Below are 15,125 nucleotides of genomic sequence, written 5' to 3' on the forward strand. Positions count from 1 at the left end.
GGCATGACCCGGATGATCGTGAAGCGGCTGCTCGTGAGCCTCGTGGTGCTGTGGCTGGTCACGCTGCTCGTGTTCGTGGCGACGCTGTTGCTGCCGGGAGACCCGGCGCGCGCCATCCTCGGCCAGCAAGCGACACCGGAGCGGATCGCCGCGCTGCAGCACCAGCTGCACCTCGACGAGTCGGTCTGGCAGCGCTACCTCAGCTGGCTCGGCGGACTCTTCACCGGCGATCTCGGCACCTCGACGTCCACGCAGGGCCCGGTGACGACGTTGCTCGGCGACCGGATCGTGGCTTCGCTCGTGCTGCTCGTGCTCGCCGCGGTGATCGCGACTCCGCTCGGGCTGGTGCTCGGCACGTGGAGCTCGATGCGGCGCGGCCGGGCCGCGGACCAGACCGTGTCCGGCATCAGCCTGGTGATCGCCGCGCTGCCGGAGTTCGTGATCGGCGTGGCGCTGATCGTGCTGTTCGCGACCACGGTGTTCAAGGTCCTGCCCTCGGTCACGCTCACCGCGCCCGGTGAACCGGTGTGGCGGCAGCCGAGCCAGCTCGTGCTGCCGGTGGCAACGCTCGTGCTGGTGGTGACGCCGTACATCGCCCGGATGATGCGGGCGACCATGAACGAGGTTCTCGACTCCGGCTACGTCGAGATGGCGCGGCTCAAGGGCGTGCGCGAGCGGACCGTGCTGCTGCGGCACGCCTTGCCGCACGCCGTGGGTCCCGTCGCGCAGGTCGTGGCACTGCAGCTCGCGTGGCTCGCGGGCGGGGTCGTGGTGGTCGAGTTCCTCTTCCGCTACCCCGGCATCGGGCAGTCGCTGATCGACGCGGTGAGCAAACGCGACGTCGCCGTGGTCCAGGCCGTGACGCTGATCATCGCCGCGGTGTACATCGTGGTGAACCTGCTCGCCGACGTGGTCGGCATCCTCGCGAACCCCAAGCTGCGGACGGAGGCGAGCCGATGACCGCCGTCGACGACGAGCTCGCACCGGCCACCACGGCCGGCGAAGCACCCGTCAAGGCCCGCGGACTCCTCCGTACGGCGTGGCGGTTCCCGCAGGCGAAGGTCGGCACGGTGCTGGCCGGGATCGTGGTGCTGGTGGCGCTGCTCGGCCCGTGGCTCGGGCCGGTGCTCACCGGCTACAGCACCACGGACTTCGCGGGCAAGCCGTTCAAACCGGACGGGCTCGCGGGCACCGACGGCCTCGGCCGCGACGTGCTCACGCGGTTCCTCGCCGGCGGCACCACGCTGCTGCTCTACGCGGTGCTCGCCACCGTGCTCGGGATCGTGCTGGGCGCGCTGCTCGGCATGGTCGCGGGCTACGGCGGAGGCCGGCTCGACAGCCTGCTGATGCGCGGCAACGACGTGCTGCTGTCGTTCCCGCAGCTGGTGATCGCGCTGCTCGCCATCGCGGTGATCGGGCCGAAGGGCTGGCTGCTCGTGCTGGTGATCGGCTTGACCCACGCGCCCCGCACGGCTCGCGTCGCGCGCCAGGCGACGGTGGCGGTGCGCGGCGAGGACTACATCCGGGCCGCGGAGATGTACGCGGTGCCGCGCAGCCGGATCCTGCTGCGCGAGATCCTGCCGAACATCACCGGCCCGCTCATGGTGGAGCTCGGTCTACGGCTGACCTACTCCATCGGCTACATCGCGTCGCTGTCGTTCCTCGGGCTCGGGATCCAGCCGCCCGCGGCCGACTGGGGCCTGATGATCAACGAGAACCGGATCGCGCTGGTCGTGCAGCCGTGGGGCGCGCTGCTCCCGGTGGTGGCGATCGCGCTGCTCGCCGTCGGCACGAACCTCGTGGCCGACTCGCTCGCCTCGGCCGCGGCCGGGCGCACCCGGGAGGAACGCTCGTGACCGCGGTGGGCAACGCGCAACTCGCGCTGGAAGTGACCGGCCTGCGGGTGAAGACGGCCGCGGGCCGGCCGGTGCTCCACGACGTCGCCTACCGCATCGCGCCGGGCGAGGTGCTGGCGCTCGTCGGCGAGTCCGGGTCGGGCAAGACCACGGCGGGGCTGGCCGCACTCGGTCACTTCCGCCGCGGGCTCGTGGCGGACGGCGGCGAGGTGACGCTGCACCCGCGCGAGGGCGAACCCGTCGACGTGCTCTCACTCGCCACGCCCGAGCGTCGGAAACTCCGCGGCACGACCGTTTCCTACGTGCCGCAGGACCCGGCGCTGTCGCTGAACCCGGCGCTGCGGATAGGGCTGCAGATCGCCGAGGTGCTGCAGACGCACGGCTACCCCGGCCCGGTCGAGGAGCGCGTGGCCGAGGTGCTCACAGAGGTCGGGCTGCCCGCCGATCCGGCCTACCGCCGGCGCTACCCGCACCAGCTCTCGGGCGGGCAGCAGCAGCGCGTGGGGATCGCGATGGCGTTCGCGTGCCGGCCGAGCGTCGTGGTGCTCGACGAGCCGACGACCGGGCTCGACGTGATGACGCAGGCGCTCGTTCTGGAGACAGTGCGGCGGCTGACGGCCGAGCACGGCGTGGCCGCGCTCTACATCACCCACGACCTGGCCGTGGTCGCGCAGCTCGCCGACCGCGTCTCGGTCATGTACCAGGGCCGCGTGGTCGAGACCGGGCCGGCCGAGGACGTGTTGAAGCGGCCGGAACACGCCTACACGCGCGAGCTGCTGGCCGCCGTGCCGGATCTGGGCGCGGAACCCGGCGTCGCTCCGCCGCCCTCGGACGCGGTGCTGGCCGCGCGCGGCATCCACGTCGCGTACGGCCGCCAGGAGGTGCTGCGCGGGGTGGACCTGGAGGTGACCCGCGGCGAGTGCGTGATGCTGCTGGGCGAATCCGGGTCCGGCAAAACCACGCTGTCGCAGTGCGTCGCGGGTCTCACGCGCGGCTTCAGCGGAACTGTCGCGCTCGACGGGACCCCGCTCGCACCCGGCACACGCCAGCGCAGCAACGACGAGCGGCGGCGAATCCAGTATGTGTTCCAGAGTCCGTTCTCCTCGCTCAACCCACGCCGCACGATCGCGCAATCGATCGAGGTGCCGCTGGTGCACCTGACGTCGCTGTCGCGTCCACAGCGGCGCGAGCGCGTGGCCGAGGTGCTCGACCGCGTGCGGCTCGGCCGGTCGCTCGCGAACCGACTGCCCGACCAGCTCAGCGGCGGCGAGCGCCAGCGCGCGGCGATCGCGCGGGCGCTGGTGACGACCCCCGACGTGCTGGTGTGCGACGAGGTGACCTCCGCGCTCGACGTGTCGGTGCAGGCGACCATCGTGGAACTGCTCGGCGAGCTGCGCCGCGAGCTGGGGATGGCCGTGCTGTTCGTGACGCACAACATCGCGCTCGCGCCCGAGGTGGCCGACCGGATCGCCGTTCTGCGCGGCGGGGAGATCGTGGAAGAGGGTACGGTCGAAGCCGTGCTGACCGCGCCCGCCCACTCCTACACCGGCGAACTGCTGGCCACCACGCCGCGCCTATGACCGGCCACGGCGAGGTGCGGCCGGGGTTCGAGGCGGTGCGCGAAGCGTTCGACGAGGTGGCCGCCGCGGCCTCGGGCGGGGTCGCGTTCAGCGTCTTCCGGCGTGGCCGCCTCGTGGTCGAGCTGTGCTCTGGATCCGCCGCGCCCGGGGTCCCCTGGACCCGCGACACGCGCGTGGTGCTGTTCAGCGGCACCAAGGGGATCGTGGCCACACTCGTCGCGATGCTCACCGCGCGCGGCCAGCTCGGCCCGGGCGAACGCGTGGCGCGCTACTGGCCGGAGTTCGCGGCGGCGGGCAAGGCCGACGTGACCGTGTCGCAGGTGCTCGCGCACACCGTCGGGCTGCCCTATGTGGACGCCGAGGTGCCGATGGCCGACAATGCGGCCAACGCGACCGCCCTCGCCTCGCAGAGTCCTCTGTGGACACCGGGCGCGCGCGTGGCGTACCACGCCCTGACCTACGGCTACCTCGCCACGGAACTGATCCGCCGCGTCACCGGCCAGCGCGTCGGCGAGCTGCTGCACGAGCTGCTCACCGCCCCGCACAGGCTGGATCTGCGGCTCGGCACCCCGCCGTCGATCCCGGTCGCGACGCTGCAACGCGCGCCCGGCTACCGGATCAGCACGTTCCTGCAGGACGAGGAGCGCCGGCGCGTCGTCGAGCGCATGTACCGCGGCCTGCTGGATTCCACCGACACCATGAACTCCCCCGGGTACCGCGGCGCCGAGCTCGCGGCCGGCAGCGGCGTCGGCACGGCCACGAGCATGGCGCGACTCTACGACCTGCTGCTGGCGGGTTCCCTCGTCCCGTCGGCCGTGCTGACGCAAGCGACCCGCACGTGGAGCGAGGGCGTCGATGCGATCAACGACCGGCCGCTGCGCTTCGGTCTCGGCTTCGAGCTGGCCGACCCGATCGGCACCTACGGTCCCGACGGCGCCGACCCGGGTGCGTTCGGCCACTCGGGCGCGGGCGGCGGCCGGCACGGCGCGTGGCCCAACCGTGGTGTCTCGTTCTCCTTCACCACCAACGAACTGCAGGCCGAGGACGTCGACGCGCGCGCCGCGACGCTGCTGGCGGCGCTGCACCAGGCCGCCTGACCGGCGGCTGCACCGTCTCCCTGGTGATGTCGAACTGCGTCGCCAGCCCGGCCACGTCGACCCGGCCGTTCCTGCGCGCCACGCAGGTGACGGTGAGGACCGTCGCGGCGACGGTGTCGAGCTCGTCGAGCGCGGCTGCCACCAGCTTCGTCTTGCCGATGCCCGCCGGGCCGCGCAGCAGCACCACCTGGCCTTGGCCGAGCGCGGCGTCGCGGGCCTTCTGCACAATCCAGGATCGTCTGATGGCGCTCCTCGGCGTACATTTCTGCCGCTTCTCCCCTGTCGGTGACCCGAGGGCCTCCCTTTCGGTTTCCCGAAAGCCGCACGCTACCCACGGTCACACCGGCCACACGACAAGGTCCGGCCGGTTTTGAGGGAGATCCCGGTCTTTCGACAGGTTCCCCTAGACTTCACCGGGTCGCGTAACTGACGGTGATCGCGGTCCTGCCTACCCCGTGCGAGACGATGCGGCGCGGGCTAGGTTCGAACCATGCGGATCGTGTCGCTGCTGCCCGCCGCCACCGACCTCGTCGCGGAGCTCGGCCGCCTCGATGACCTGGTCGGACGCACCCACGAATGCGACTGGCCGCCCGGCGTCGAGTCGGTGCCCGTCGTGACCGCGGCCGAGGTGGACGACGCCGTGCTGACCAGTCGCGAGATCTCCGACGCCGTCGGGGGTTCGGCTCACCGCGGGTCTTCGCTGTACTCGGTGGACACCGCGCGGCTGGCCGGGCTCGCGCCGGATCTCGTGCTCACCCAGGACCTGTGCGAGGTGTGCGCGGTCTCTTACACCCGAGTCGCCGAAGCCGTGCGGATGCTCGACGCGGGGCCGAAGGTCCTGAGCCTGGAGCCCCGGCGGCTCGCCGAGGTCCTCGGCTGCGTCACGACGCTCGGCGACGCGCTGGGCGTGCCGGCCCTCGCCGCCGATCGAGTCCGCTCACTCACCGCGCGACTCGACGCCGTCCGCGCTCGCGTCGCCGGCCGGCCGCGGCCACGCGTGGTCGCCCTCGAATGGCTCGACCCGCTGTGGCCCGCCGGGCACTGGGTGCCCGAGCAGATCACCGCGGCGGGCGGCGAACCGCTGCTCGCGGCGCCCGGCGAGCACACGCACCCGATCCCGTGGGACGCCGTCGCAGCCGCGCGCCCGGACGTGCTGCTCGTCCTACCGTGCGGCTTCAGCCCCGATCGCACAGCGGCGGAGTTCGACGTCCTCACCTCGTTGCCGGGCTGGGCCGAGCTGCCCGCTGTGCGCGCCGGTGCGGTGTGGCTGCTCGACGGTCCGGCCTACTTCAACCGCCCCGGCCCGCGCGTCGTCCGCGGCGCGGAAGTCCTGGCCCACGTGCTGCACGGCGTCGAGGCCGACCCGCCGGTGTCCCCCGCCGAGGCCCGCCGAGCCTGAACCGCAGTCAGGCGAACACGACGTCCGCGGTCGCCACGGCTTCCGTGCGCGCGGAGTCGACCTGCAGCGCCGCGCCGCCGTCGCCGGGCACGCCGGTCGCGAGGAGGTGCTCGCCTGCGAAGACCGGGCGGCGCAAGCGGTAGGACAGCGACGGGATCGGGCGTTCCGGCGCCCGGGTGCGCGCCAGCTCCAGCAAGAGCAGCACGAGCAGCGGGCCGTGCACCACGAGACCCGGGTACCCCTCGGTGCCGGTGACGTACGGCTCGTCGTAGTGGATGCGGTGCGCGTTGGCCGTCAGCGCGCTGAACCTGAACAGCAGCACGGGATCCGGCGTCCACGCCTGCTGCCACTCGGCGGCCGACTCCGGCTTTCCGGACACGTCGAGCGCCGCCAGCGCAGTGCGCCCGGCGTCCTCGCCGGAGCGGTAGACGATGTCCTGCTCCTCGACCACGCGCACGGTCCCGTCCTGCCTGATCTCCGACCGCACCGTCACGAACAGCATCTCGCCCGTGCGGCCGTGTTTCACCGCGACCTCGCCGAGCGACCGCGTCCGTTCGGCCGGCGTGCCCAGCACGAGCGGGGCCCGGACTTCCAGGCGTCCACCGGCGAACATCCGCCGCCGGTCCGGCAGCGGCGGCAGGAAGTGGCCGTCCGCCGGATGGCCGTCGGCGCCGATCTCCGAATGCCGCGGCCACTCCAGGAAGTACAGCCAGTGCCACAGCGGCGGTAGCGCCTGCCCCGCGACGGCAGCCGGCCGCGGCAGGTCCAGCGCCGCCGACAGCGCGGCCGCCGGTCCGGCCGGCAGCGCGTCGGTGTCGGTGACCGGTTCAGGAGACCACGACTCGACGTAGGAACCCAGCGCGTTCATGGTCTTGGCCTACCACACCACCACGTCACGCGCAGTCAGGCTGTGACGAGCTCCGCGAACTCGTAGATCAGCCGCGAGCGCCGCGAGGCGACCCAGGCCAAGGCGACCTGGCCCGGCGGGAGGTCGCCGACCGGCACGTGGGTGACGTCGGGGCGCGTGTAGTACTCCGAAGTGGACAGCGGCACGATCGCGATGCCCAGACCGGCGGCCACGTGCTCCAGCTTCTCCTCGATACTGCGGAACCCGCGGGGCCGCGCGGCGCCGCCGGCGCGAAGCTCGGTCGCGACGGCCCGCCATTCCGGCACCGCGTCCGGGTCGTTGAGCAGGTGCTCGTCGGCGAGATCGGCCACGTCGACGGATTCCTTGCCCGCCAGGCGGTGCGACACCGGCAGGATGGCCACACGCGGCTCGCTGAACATCGGCCGCACGGTCAGCCCGCGCGGGTCCACCGGCAGCCGGACGATGCCGACGTCGGCCCGGCCGTCGTGCAGCACCTGGGTCTGGTCATCCCACGTGGTCCGGACCAGCTCCACGTCGAGGCCGGGATGCCGGTCCGTCAGCGCGCGCACGGGTTGGGTCACGGTGATGCCGGGCATGAATCCGATGGTGAAGGTCGAAGCGCCGCGCGCGGCCAGCGCCACGCGCCGCCGCAACGCGTCGGCCGAGGCGAGGATCGGCCGGCTGTCCTCGAGCAGCTGCCGGCCGGCGGCCGTGAGCTCCGTCGAGCGCCGGTCACGCACGAACAGCTGCGCGCGCAGCTCCTCTTCCAGCGCCCTGATCTGGCGTGACAGCACGGGCTGCGCGATGTGCAACCGCTCCGCCGCCCGGCCGAAGTGCAGTTCCTCGGCCACGGCGACGAAGTAGCGCACCTTCCGCAGATCGACGTCCACCTCGGGCCTCCGTCCCTCGCCGCCCCAGCCTAAGCCAGCCGCGGCTCCGCGGACGGGTCGAGACCGACGCCCGGGTGAGGCCGCGCTCAGCCGGCGAAGCGGCCCACGGCGACGAAGACGGTCAGCACCAGCAGTACCACGTTGACCGGCACACCCTTCGGTTCCTTGCGCCGCGCGTGCACCACGATCGCGCCGAGGGCCACGATCGCCAGGCCCACCGCCGCGATCGGCGTCAGGACGGGCGCGATGTCCAGAGCCCACGGCAGGATCAGCCCGATCGCGCCGAGCACCTCCGCGAGCGCGATCAGCTTCACCGAGGTGTCCGAGAAGTCCTCGACCCAGCCCATGTTGGGGTTCTCGAGCAGCTTCTTCCGCGGCGTGGCGAGCTTCATTCCGCCCGCCCCCAAGTACAGCACTGCCGAAATCCCCGCCGCGATCCACAACGCGATGTTCATGCCCGCTCCGATCCATCCGACTCGTATAGTTGAACGCTACACTGTTCGAGGTCGAATCGACGGGGGCACGGGCGCCGGAAGGTACGGACGGGAACCTTCCGGCGCCGGTCCGGTCACCGCGGGGTGACGGTGATCGACTGTCCCGGGCGCAGCCGGATCTGCTGCTTCCAGGTACCGGCGCGCAGTTCGGTCTCGGTCCCGCCGACGCTGCGCACGACCGCCTTCGTGACCTTGCCGCGCCGCCATTCGAGGTCGACCTCGAACCCGCCGCGGGCGCCGATGCCGGTCACGTGCCCGGACCCCGCCCAGGCCGACGGCAGCGCGGGCAGGAGCTCGATCACGCCGGAGCGCGAGTACAGCAGCATTTCCAGCACCGCGGCCGGCCCGCCGAGATTCGCGTCGATCTGGAAGATCGTGTAGCTGCCCTGGCTGTACATGTCGAAGAAGTTGGCCGCCGTGCCGTTGCCGTTGTTGAACGAGGGCCGCAGCACCGTGAGGAAGAGCTGGTACGCGCGGTCGGCGTCCTTGAGCCGGGCCCAGCACGCCGAGCGCCATGCGCAGCCCCAGCCGAAGGTGTCCATCCCGCGGGCGATCAGCAGGTTGCGCACGCCGTCGATCAGTTCCTTCGACGCGGTGTCGGTGTTGATGCGGTCGCCGGGGAAGAACCCGATGAGTGGCGAGAGGTGCCGGTGGGTGGTCTCCCCCAGGTTCTCCGGCGAGAGCCACTCCTGCAGCCAGCCGGTGACCGGGCTGACGGTCGGCAGGTGCAGCCGGTCGCGCATCCCCGTGATCGTCTTGCCGTAGTCGCCGTCGCGCCCGAGAATCTGCGTCGCCTGCGTGAAGTGCCCGAACAGGTCGTGGACGAGCTCCTGGGAGTAGGTGTTGCCCTGTGCGTCCGGGCCGTGCTCGGGCGACCAGTCGGTGTCGCTGACCAGGTAGTCCTTGCCGTCGATGTTCTTCGTGACCAGGCGCGCCTCCCAGAATTCCGTCGCGCCCTTGAGCACCGGGTAGACCTTCGCGAGGTAGGCCTTGTCCTGGGTGAACTCGTAGTGGTCCCACAGGTTGTTGCACAGCCACGCGTTGCCCGCCGGGTGCCACGCCCAGCCGGAGCCGCCGTAGATGTTGGTGGAGAACGCGATCGCCCAGCCGGCGATCTTGCCGGTGCTGTTGCGGAACCGGTTGCGCGGGTCGTTGAACAGCCGCTTCGTCGTGTCGGTCCACGAGGGCAGTTGCGCGAGGCAGTAGTCCGCCAGCGCGGTGAAGCACTCCTTCAGGCCCGCGCGGTCGGCGAGCCAGTAGTTCATCTCCAGGTTGATGTCGGTGTGGTAGTCGCTGTACCAGTCGGGCGAGTTGTTGTTGAGCCACAGGCCCTGGAGGCTGATCGGGAGACCGCTGCGGGAGCCGGTGATCGTCAGGTAACGGCCGAACTGCACGTAGCTCGCCTCGAGCTCCGGGTCTGGCGTGCCCGGGTCGGTGTAGCGCACCGCGATGCGCGACCACGAGTCGAGCGTGCGCCGGTTGGCCGGCGACTGCCCGAGGTCGACCTTCATCCGGTCGAACAGCTTGCGGTAGTCCTGCACGTGGGTCGCGAGCAGCGCGGTGCCGGACGCGGCGGCCGCGGCGTTCACCTTGCCGACAGCCACGGAAGCCGGGTTCGCCCCGGCGTCGAGGTAGTGCCGCGCGGCGTCGGGAACGTAGTTCGTGCCACCGCAGACCACGATCACCACTTCGCTGCAGCCGGTGAAGGTCACCTCCGTACCCGAAACGGCGACGCGCCCACCCTTCGACGCGGCCGTGACGGCGCTGCTGTACTTCAGGCCGTTCGCGAAGGTGCCGCCGAGCGATACGGCGCCGCCGCCCGCCGTCGGCTTCTCGTCGCGAGTGCCTTCCAGCGTCACCGAACCGGTGTAGGAACCGCCGCCCTGCTGCGTCAGCCGGATCACCACGACGTCGTCGGGGTAGCTCGCGTAGACCTCGCGCCGGTAGGTCGCGCCACGCAGGCCGTAGGTCGCCGTGACGAGGCCGTTGCTGAGGTCCAGGGTTCGCCGGTAGCCGCTGACGCCGGTGTGGGCGGGCAACTTCAGCCGCACCTTGGCCAGGAGGCCGAAGCTGCCGAAGTCGTCCTTGCCGTAGGGCAGCTGGCCGTCGTCCTGCACCGTGTCGTTGAGCCCGCCGGTCCAGAGCGACGAGTCGGTGAAGTACACGTAGTCGGCTGCGGGGTCGCCACCGACGAGGCCACCGATCCGACCATTACCGATCGGCAACGCCTGCTCGATCACGTGCGACTCGACAGCCGGCGCCGGGTACCAGAGCGTGGTCGCGGCGTTGTCCGAGACGAGGTTGGCGGACGGCGGTCGCGCGGGCGACGCTTGCGCCTTGAACGGGCGAAACCCGCTCAAGGCGAAGCCCGCGCCGACGGCGCCACCGAGCTTGAGAAAGGTCCGACGGGAGGGCGGGGAGGAGAGGTCCGACATGACAGGTCCGTTCGTCGTCGAAGGCGGAATCCGGCCGTGAGCGAGGCCTGAAGCTCGCCAAACATAGGATGTCTGCCCGAACCTGGTCAAGATTCTTCGGAATTATTGCCCGCCAACGACGGAGGCGGATCGGTTTCCGGCGGAGCCGGATCAAACTCCTCGGAGGACTCGGGTGGCGGTCCCTCCACCGGCGGGGGGGCACCCGGACGCGCTCAGCAGGTGCTGGGTGGGGCTTGCCCGCCAGCCGGTCGGCGAGGTAGGCCAGCGCGCCGGGCGCGCCCTGCACCGCCACCGTCACGTGGTCGCCGATCGGGATCCGGCGGTACTGCACCGCAGCGCCCTGCGCGCAGTACGTGCGCACGAGCTTGTCCACCGGCGGCGAGAACGCAAGCTCGTCGAACACGCCCTGGTAGACGTAGACCGGCGAGCCGGGCTTGAAGCGCCCCATGGTGTTCTCGGCGATCACGCGCTTCACCGCGGGCACGTCGAGCAGCTGCGGCACGGTCGTGTAGTCCCGCATGCGCCGGAACGCCTGTCCGACCGTGAATGCTCGATGCACTGTCCACCGACTTCGGCGAACGCCTGCTTACCGCGCGCGTTGAGCAGCGTGTCCGTGTCGATCCCGGGGTACGCGCGGGCCAGCCCGACGGCGGCGCCCACGTAGATCCCCGCGAACGGGCCGCCGTCGATGCGGCGGGCGATGTAGTCGAGGTCCGCAGGCACGCCGCCGGCGGCGACCCCGGCGAACTTCAGCTCCGGCGCGTACCGCGGCTGCAGCTCGTTGGCCCACTCACTGGCGAGCGCACCACCCGAATAGCCGATCAGGCCCGTCGGCGTGCTCGGACCGGAGAGGTGTCGGTCGAGCGGCACTTCACCTGCCACGCGCGCACCGGCACGGGCAGGGTCAGCGCCCGGATGGTGACCGGGCGCGAGTCGAGCACGGTGCCCGGCGCGACTTCCGGCAACGGCGAGGGCTGGGCGTAGAACGGTTCGCTCGCGAGATTTCCGGGCGACGGCGCGGCGGTGGCGGACGGCGCGGCCGTGAAGACCGTCGCGGCCATCGCGGTGACGACGGCGAGGGTGGAGAGCTTTCGGCGGATGTCGACGCTGATGGTGGGCACGGAACCTTCAACTCAATACCAACCGGTATCGAGTCAGAGGCTTACCAGATGACCTGGATCACAGTCAACGAAAAACGTCCAGGTGAGGGAGCTGTAGTCTCCGGCTCATGGCCCCTTCGCGGACCCCGCGCCGTCGCCCGAGCCGCGCCGAGACCCGACGCAAGATCATCGACGCCGCGGGCGAGGTGTTCGCCCGGCAGGGCATCGCGGCCACGTCGCTCAACGACATCGCCGCGGCGGCCGGCCTCACCAAGGGTGCGGTCTACTCGAACTTCGAGGGCCGCGACGACCTCGTGCTCACCATCATGGAAGAGCACATCGTGGAGCGCATGCGTTCGGCCACCACGGCGTTCGACGAGCTGAGCGATCTCGGCGAGGCCACCGCGGAGGCTGGCGCGCGGCTGGCCGCGGGTGTCGACACGGACGCGACGTGGCACCGGCTTCTACTGGAGTACTGGGGAATCGCGATGCGCAACCCCGCCGTCCACAAGGGACTCGCGTTGCGCCGGGCACAGCTGCGCGACGCCATCACCGCGGCCATCACGCGGGCCGCGGCCCAGCACGGCGTCGAGCTTCCGCTGCCGCCGGAGCAGCTCGCCGTGGTGGTGCTGGCGCTGTCCAACGGGCTCGCGGTGGAGCGCGGCGTCGAAGCGTCGGCGGTGCCGGACTCGCTCTTCGCCGACGTGTTGAAGCTGCTGGTCACGCCGCGCGCAGTCAGTGGTAGCGCAGAGCCACCGGATTCGGCTGCTCCGCCAGGTACTGCCGGAAGGTGATCACCCCGTCGGCGTGGCCAGACGCGAGGTTGCCACCCTCGGCGTACGCGCGGAACAACGCGCCGGGCAGCCGTACCGGCAGCACGCGCTTGGTCCGGCCACTCGCCGCGAGCACCGCCTTCGCCAGGTCCGCCGCCGCCAGCACCTCCGGCCCGCCGAAGTCCGGCACCCGGCCCGCGGGCTCCGCCTTGGCGAGCTCGGCCAGGCGCACCGCGAGGTCGCGCACATCGACGGGCTGGAACCGCCACCGCGGCACCGGGACGACGGGCAGCCGGGCCGCGCCCGCGAGCACGGCGCGCACGAGCGCGTGGAACTGCGTCGCGCGCTGGATCGTGTGCGGCAGCCCGGAACTCGCGAGCACCTCCTCCGCGGCGAGTTTCGCCGCGTAGTAGCCGAGCGGCACGCGGTCGACGCCGACGATGGACACGTACACGACGTGCGGCGGGTTGCCCGTCCAGCGCGCGGCCTCGACGAGCGTGCGCATCGTGGCGACCTCGTGCCGGTAGTCGGTGGCGCAGTGCAGAACGACGTCGCAGCCCGCCAGCGCGGTGTCGATCCCGCGCCCGGAGCGCAGGTCCCCGACGACCCATTCGGCGCCGCCTCCGCCGCGGCGCCGGCGGCTCAGCGCGCGCACCTGCTCCCCCGCCGCCCTCAGGCGTTCGACGACCACCCTGCCGAGCTGACCGGTCCCGCCGGTCACCAGGATCCGTTCCGGCACGCCGCCCCTTCCCGGCACCACCGCCCGGCCGGACGGCTTCCGCGGCCATCCTGGCACGCGCCCGCCCGGCCCGGAAGCCGTGTGCTTCACCGGAAGATCAGCGCACCGCGCCCACGCGGACCGCGTGCAGGCCTTTCGACGCGATCGGCTCGCCGCAATCTGCGCACACGCTCTTCACGTGCAGCTTTTCACCGCAGTCGTGCTCGTACACAGTCGGCGGCGGGCCCTGGCGGATGAACCGGTCGCCCCACTGCATCAGGCCGAGCAGCACCGGCTGGAGCGCCTTCGCGGACTCCGTCGGCAGGTACTCGAAGCGCGGTGGGTGGTCCTCGTACTGGCGCTTCTCGAGCACGCCGGCGTCGACCAGCTTGCGCAGCCGCGCCGCCAGGATGTCGCGGCTGGCCCCGGTGTTCTCCGCGATCTGGTTGAACCGCCGCTCGCCCAGCAGGACCTCCCGGAGCGCGAGCAGACTCCACCGCTCGCCGACCACCTCCAGTGCGTCCGCGATCGAGCACTCCCGGCCTCGCGTTGCCATCCGTCCCACCTCCGTTACACCCCAGCAGGAATTTCCAACCTAGCACGTCACCAGAGGGTGTGAGGTGGCCGACAGCCTTCGCCGAGTGAGTTGTGTTATCAAACCCATAAGGCGTACAACTGGATTAAGCGGCTATGCGAGGAGGCAGGTCATGAGGGACGCGGTCATCGTCGACGCGGTTCGGACACCGATCGGCAAGGGCAAGCCAACGGGGAAGCTGGCGGGGGTCCACCCGGTCGACCTGCACGCGCACGCCATCCGGTCGCTGGTCGAACGCACCGGCATCGACCCCGCGCTGATCGACGACGTGATCAGCGGCGCGGTCGGGCAGATCGGCGAGCAGAGCATGAACACCGCGCGCTGGGCCGCGCTCGCCGCGGGGCTGCCGGAGTCGGTGCCCGCCGTGACTGTCGACCGCCAGTGCGGCAGCAGCCAGCAGGCCATCCACTTCGCCGCGCAGGGTGTACTGAGCGGCGCGTACGACATCGCCATCGCCTCCGGCATCGAGTCCATGGGCCGCGTGCCGATGGGCAGCCAGATGGCCGGCAAGGACCCGTTCGGCGCCGGTGTCGCGGCCCGCTATCCCGAAGGCCTCGTGCCACAGGGCATCAGCGCGGAGCTCATCGCCGCCAAGTGGGGCTTCTCGCGCGAGCAGCTCGACGCGTATTCCGCCGAGAGCCACCGCCGCGCGGCCCAGGCCTGGGCTGACGGCAAGTTCGCCGGCGAGGTCGCCGCACTCAAGGCGCCGGGCCCCGACGGCACGCTCGTCGACGTGACCACCGACGAGTCGGTGCGCCCGGGCACCACGCCCGAGGTCCTCGCGGGCCTCAAGCCGGCGTTCAAGGCCGACCTGTGGTCCGAGCGCTTCCCGCAGATCGACTGGCGCGTGACGGCGGGCAACTCCTCGCCGATCAACGACGGCGCGTCCGCGGTGCTCATCACCAGCAGCGACACGGCGAAGAAGCTCGGCCTCAAGCCGAGGGCGCGCCTGCACTCGTTCTCGGTGGTCGGCGACGACCCGCTCTACATGCTCACCGGCGTGATCCCGGCGACCCGCAAGGTGCTCGACCGCGCGGGCCTGAAGCTGTCGGACATCGACGCGTTCGAGGTCAACGAAGCGTTCGCCAGCGTCGTGCTGGCGTGGCAGGCGGAGCTCGGCGCGGACCTGAACAAGGTCAACGTCAACGGCGGCGCCATCTCGATCGGCCATCCGCTCGGTGCCAGCGGCGGGCGCCTGATGACGACGCTGCTGTCGGTACTCGAGCAGACCGGCGGCCGCTACGGCCTGCAAACCATGTGCGAAGCCGGCGGCCTGGCCAACGCGACGATCATCGAACGGCTGTAAATTTTTGGCCCCGA

Annotated in this window: 16 protein-coding genes and 1 pseudogene; 7 read left to right on the forward strand and 10 right to left on the reverse strand. The window is 71.6% G+C overall.

Features of this window, described 5'->3' with window-relative positions; translation table 11 throughout:
- Positions 1–3 precede the first annotated feature (3 nt).
- The 4 genes from AB0M56_RS19355 to AB0M56_RS19370 are packed head-to-tail and all read left to right on the forward strand — an operon-like array spanning position 4 to position 4,533.
- Complete coding sequence (locus AB0M56_RS19355) at positions 4–960, forward strand: ABC transporter permease (RefSeq protein ID WP_364177755.1); 957 nt, start codon at positions 4–6, stop codon at positions 958–960.
- On the forward strand, positions 957–1,856 hold the full coding sequence (locus tag AB0M56_RS19360; RefSeq protein WP_364177758.1) for an ABC transporter permease: 900 nt from the start codon (positions 957–959) through the stop codon (positions 1,854–1,856). The genes AB0M56_RS19355 and AB0M56_RS19360 overlap by 4 nt, the downstream gene beginning before the upstream one ends.
- Positions 1,853–3,436 (forward strand): ABC transporter ATP-binding protein, encoded by a 1,584-nt coding sequence (locus AB0M56_RS19365; protein WP_364177761.1) that lies wholly within the window; start codon positions 1,853–1,855, stop codon positions 3,434–3,436. Before AB0M56_RS19360 ends, AB0M56_RS19365 begins: the two co-directional genes overlap by 4 nt.
- Complete coding sequence (locus AB0M56_RS19370) at positions 3,433–4,533, forward strand: serine hydrolase domain-containing protein (protein ID WP_364177763.1); 1,101 nt, start codon at positions 3,433–3,435, stop codon at positions 4,531–4,533. The genes AB0M56_RS19365 and AB0M56_RS19370 overlap by 4 nt, the downstream gene beginning before the upstream one ends.
- Here AB0M56_RS19370 and AB0M56_RS19375 read toward each other — a convergent pair.
- Positions 4,454–4,759, reverse strand: a complete 306-nt coding sequence (locus tag AB0M56_RS19375) for a hypothetical protein (protein WP_364177766.1) — start codon at positions 4,757–4,759, stop codon at positions 4,454–4,456. The genes AB0M56_RS19370 and AB0M56_RS19375 overlap by 80 nt on opposite strands.
- A gap of 264 nt (positions 4,760–5,023) precedes the next feature.
- On the opposite strand from AB0M56_RS19375, the gene AB0M56_RS19380 reads away from it, so the two are divergent.
- A complete protein-coding gene (locus AB0M56_RS19380; protein ID WP_364177769.1) occupies positions 5,024–5,932 on the forward strand; it encodes a cobalamin-binding protein in 909 nt (302 codons plus the stop codon).
- Positions 5,933–5,939: 7 nt separating this feature from the next.
- Here the strand turns inward: AB0M56_RS19380 and AB0M56_RS19385 are convergent, their stop codons facing one another.
- From AB0M56_RS19385 to AB0M56_RS19415, 7 genes and pseudogenes are all read right to left on the reverse strand, one after another.
- Positions 5,940–6,800 carry a hypothetical protein gene (locus AB0M56_RS19385; RefSeq protein ID WP_364177772.1) on the reverse strand — a complete coding sequence of 287 codons (861 nt, stop codon included), beginning with the start codon at positions 6,798–6,800 and terminating at the stop codon, positions 5,940–5,942.
- 35 nt (positions 6,801–6,835) lie between these two features.
- Positions 6,836–7,690: a LysR substrate-binding domain-containing protein gene (locus AB0M56_RS19390; RefSeq protein WP_364177775.1), complete on the reverse strand. Its 855-nt coding sequence runs from the start codon at positions 7,688–7,690 to the stop codon at positions 6,836–6,838.
- Between the two features lie 86 nt (positions 7,691–7,776).
- Entirely contained in the window at positions 7,777–8,145 is a 369-nt protein-coding gene (locus AB0M56_RS19395; protein WP_220240630.1) for a DoxX family protein, read from the reverse strand.
- A gap of 113 nt (positions 8,146–8,258) precedes the next feature.
- The gene (locus AB0M56_RS19400; protein ID WP_364177778.1) at positions 8,259–10,619 is read right to left on the reverse strand and encodes a glycoside hydrolase N-terminal domain-containing protein; all 2,361 of its coding nucleotides are present in this window, start codon (positions 10,617–10,619) and stop codon (positions 8,259–8,261) included.
- A 289-nt stretch (positions 10,620–10,908) separates the two neighbouring features.
- Positions 10,909–11,139: pseudogene (locus tag AB0M56_RS19405) on the reverse strand (lipase family protein); the annotation flags it as partial.
- Positions 11,091–11,489, reverse strand: a complete 399-nt coding sequence (locus AB0M56_RS19410) for a lipase family protein (RefSeq protein ID WP_364177780.1) — start codon at positions 11,487–11,489, stop codon at positions 11,091–11,093. The gene AB0M56_RS19410 and the pseudogene AB0M56_RS19405, both read right to left, overlap by 49 nt.
- On the reverse strand, positions 11,441–11,740 hold the full coding sequence (locus tag AB0M56_RS19415) for a hypothetical protein (RefSeq protein ID WP_364177783.1): 300 nt from the start codon (positions 11,738–11,740) through the stop codon (positions 11,441–11,443). The genes AB0M56_RS19410 and AB0M56_RS19415 overlap by 49 nt, the downstream gene beginning before the upstream one ends.
- Positions 11,741–11,847: 107 nt before the next feature.
- On the opposite strand from AB0M56_RS19415, the gene AB0M56_RS19420 reads away from it, so the two are divergent.
- Entirely contained in the window at positions 11,848–12,513 is a 666-nt protein-coding gene (locus AB0M56_RS19420; protein ID WP_364177786.1) for a TetR family transcriptional regulator, read from the forward strand.
- Here the strand turns inward: AB0M56_RS19420 and AB0M56_RS19425 are convergent.
- Together AB0M56_RS19425 and AB0M56_RS19430 are read right to left on the reverse strand one after the other, a co-directional pair.
- Positions 12,455–13,231 (reverse strand): NAD(P)H-binding protein, encoded by a 777-nt coding sequence (locus tag AB0M56_RS19425; RefSeq protein ID WP_364177789.1) that lies wholly within the window; start codon positions 13,229–13,231, stop codon positions 12,455–12,457. The genes AB0M56_RS19420 and AB0M56_RS19425 overlap by 59 nt on opposite strands.
- Before the next feature lie 97 nt (positions 13,232–13,328).
- Entirely contained in the window at positions 13,329–13,766 is a 438-nt protein-coding gene (locus AB0M56_RS19430) for a helix-turn-helix domain-containing protein (RefSeq protein ID WP_364177792.1), read from the reverse strand.
- Positions 13,767–13,917: 151 nt separating this feature from the next.
- On the opposite strand from AB0M56_RS19430, the gene AB0M56_RS19435 reads away from it, so the two are divergent.
- Positions 13,918–15,111: a thiolase family protein gene (locus AB0M56_RS19435; RefSeq protein ID WP_364177795.1), complete on the forward strand. Its 1,194-nt coding sequence runs from the start codon at positions 13,918–13,920 to the stop codon at positions 15,109–15,111.
- The last annotated feature ends 14 nt before the right edge of the window (positions 15,112–15,125 follow it).

Source organism: Amycolatopsis sp. NPDC051372 (assembly GCF_040682095.1).
Taxonomy (GTDB): Bacteria; Actinomycetota; Actinomycetes; order Mycobacteriales; family Pseudonocardiaceae; genus Amycolatopsis.

What these genes read in the sequence shown, in the direction of transcription:
- AB0M56_RS19360 (WP_364177758.1), top strand. Translation starts at nt 957, where the DNA reads ATGACCGCCGTCGACGACGAGCTCGCACCGGCCACCACGGCCGGCGAA.
- AB0M56_RS19380 (WP_364177769.1), top strand. Translation starts at nt 5,024, where the DNA reads ATGCGGATCGTGTCGCTGCTGCCCGCCGCCACCGACCTCGTCGCGGAG.
- AB0M56_RS19395 (WP_220240630.1), bottom strand. Translation starts at nt 8,145, where the DNA reads ATGAACATCGCGTTGTGGATCGCGGCGGGGATTTCGGCAGTGCTGTAC.
- AB0M56_RS19370 (WP_364177763.1), top strand. Translation starts at nt 3,433, where the DNA reads ATGACCGGCCACGGCGAGGTGCGGCCGGGGTTCGAGGCGGTGCGCGAA.
- AB0M56_RS19420 (WP_364177786.1), top strand. Translation starts at nt 11,848, where the DNA reads ATGGCCCCTTCGCGGACCCCGCGCCGTCGCCCGAGCCGCGCCGAGACC.
- AB0M56_RS19430 (WP_364177792.1), bottom strand. Translation starts at nt 13,766, where the DNA reads ATGGCAACGCGAGGCCGGGAGTGCTCGATCGCGGACGCACTGGAGGTG.
- AB0M56_RS19385 (WP_364177772.1), bottom strand. Translation starts at nt 6,800, where the DNA reads ATGAACGCGCTGGGTTCCTACGTCGAGTCGTGGTCTCCTGAACCGGTC.
- AB0M56_RS19435 (WP_364177795.1), top strand. Translation starts at nt 13,918, where the DNA reads ATGAGGGACGCGGTCATCGTCGACGCGGTTCGGACACCGATCGGCAAG.
- AB0M56_RS19355 (WP_364177755.1), top strand. Translation starts at nt 4, where the DNA reads ATGACCCGGATGATCGTGAAGCGGCTGCTCGTGAGCCTCGTGGTGCTG.
- AB0M56_RS19400 (WP_364177778.1), bottom strand. Translation starts at nt 10,619, where the DNA reads ATGTCGGACCTCTCCTCCCCGCCCTCCCGTCGGACCTTTCTCAAGCTC.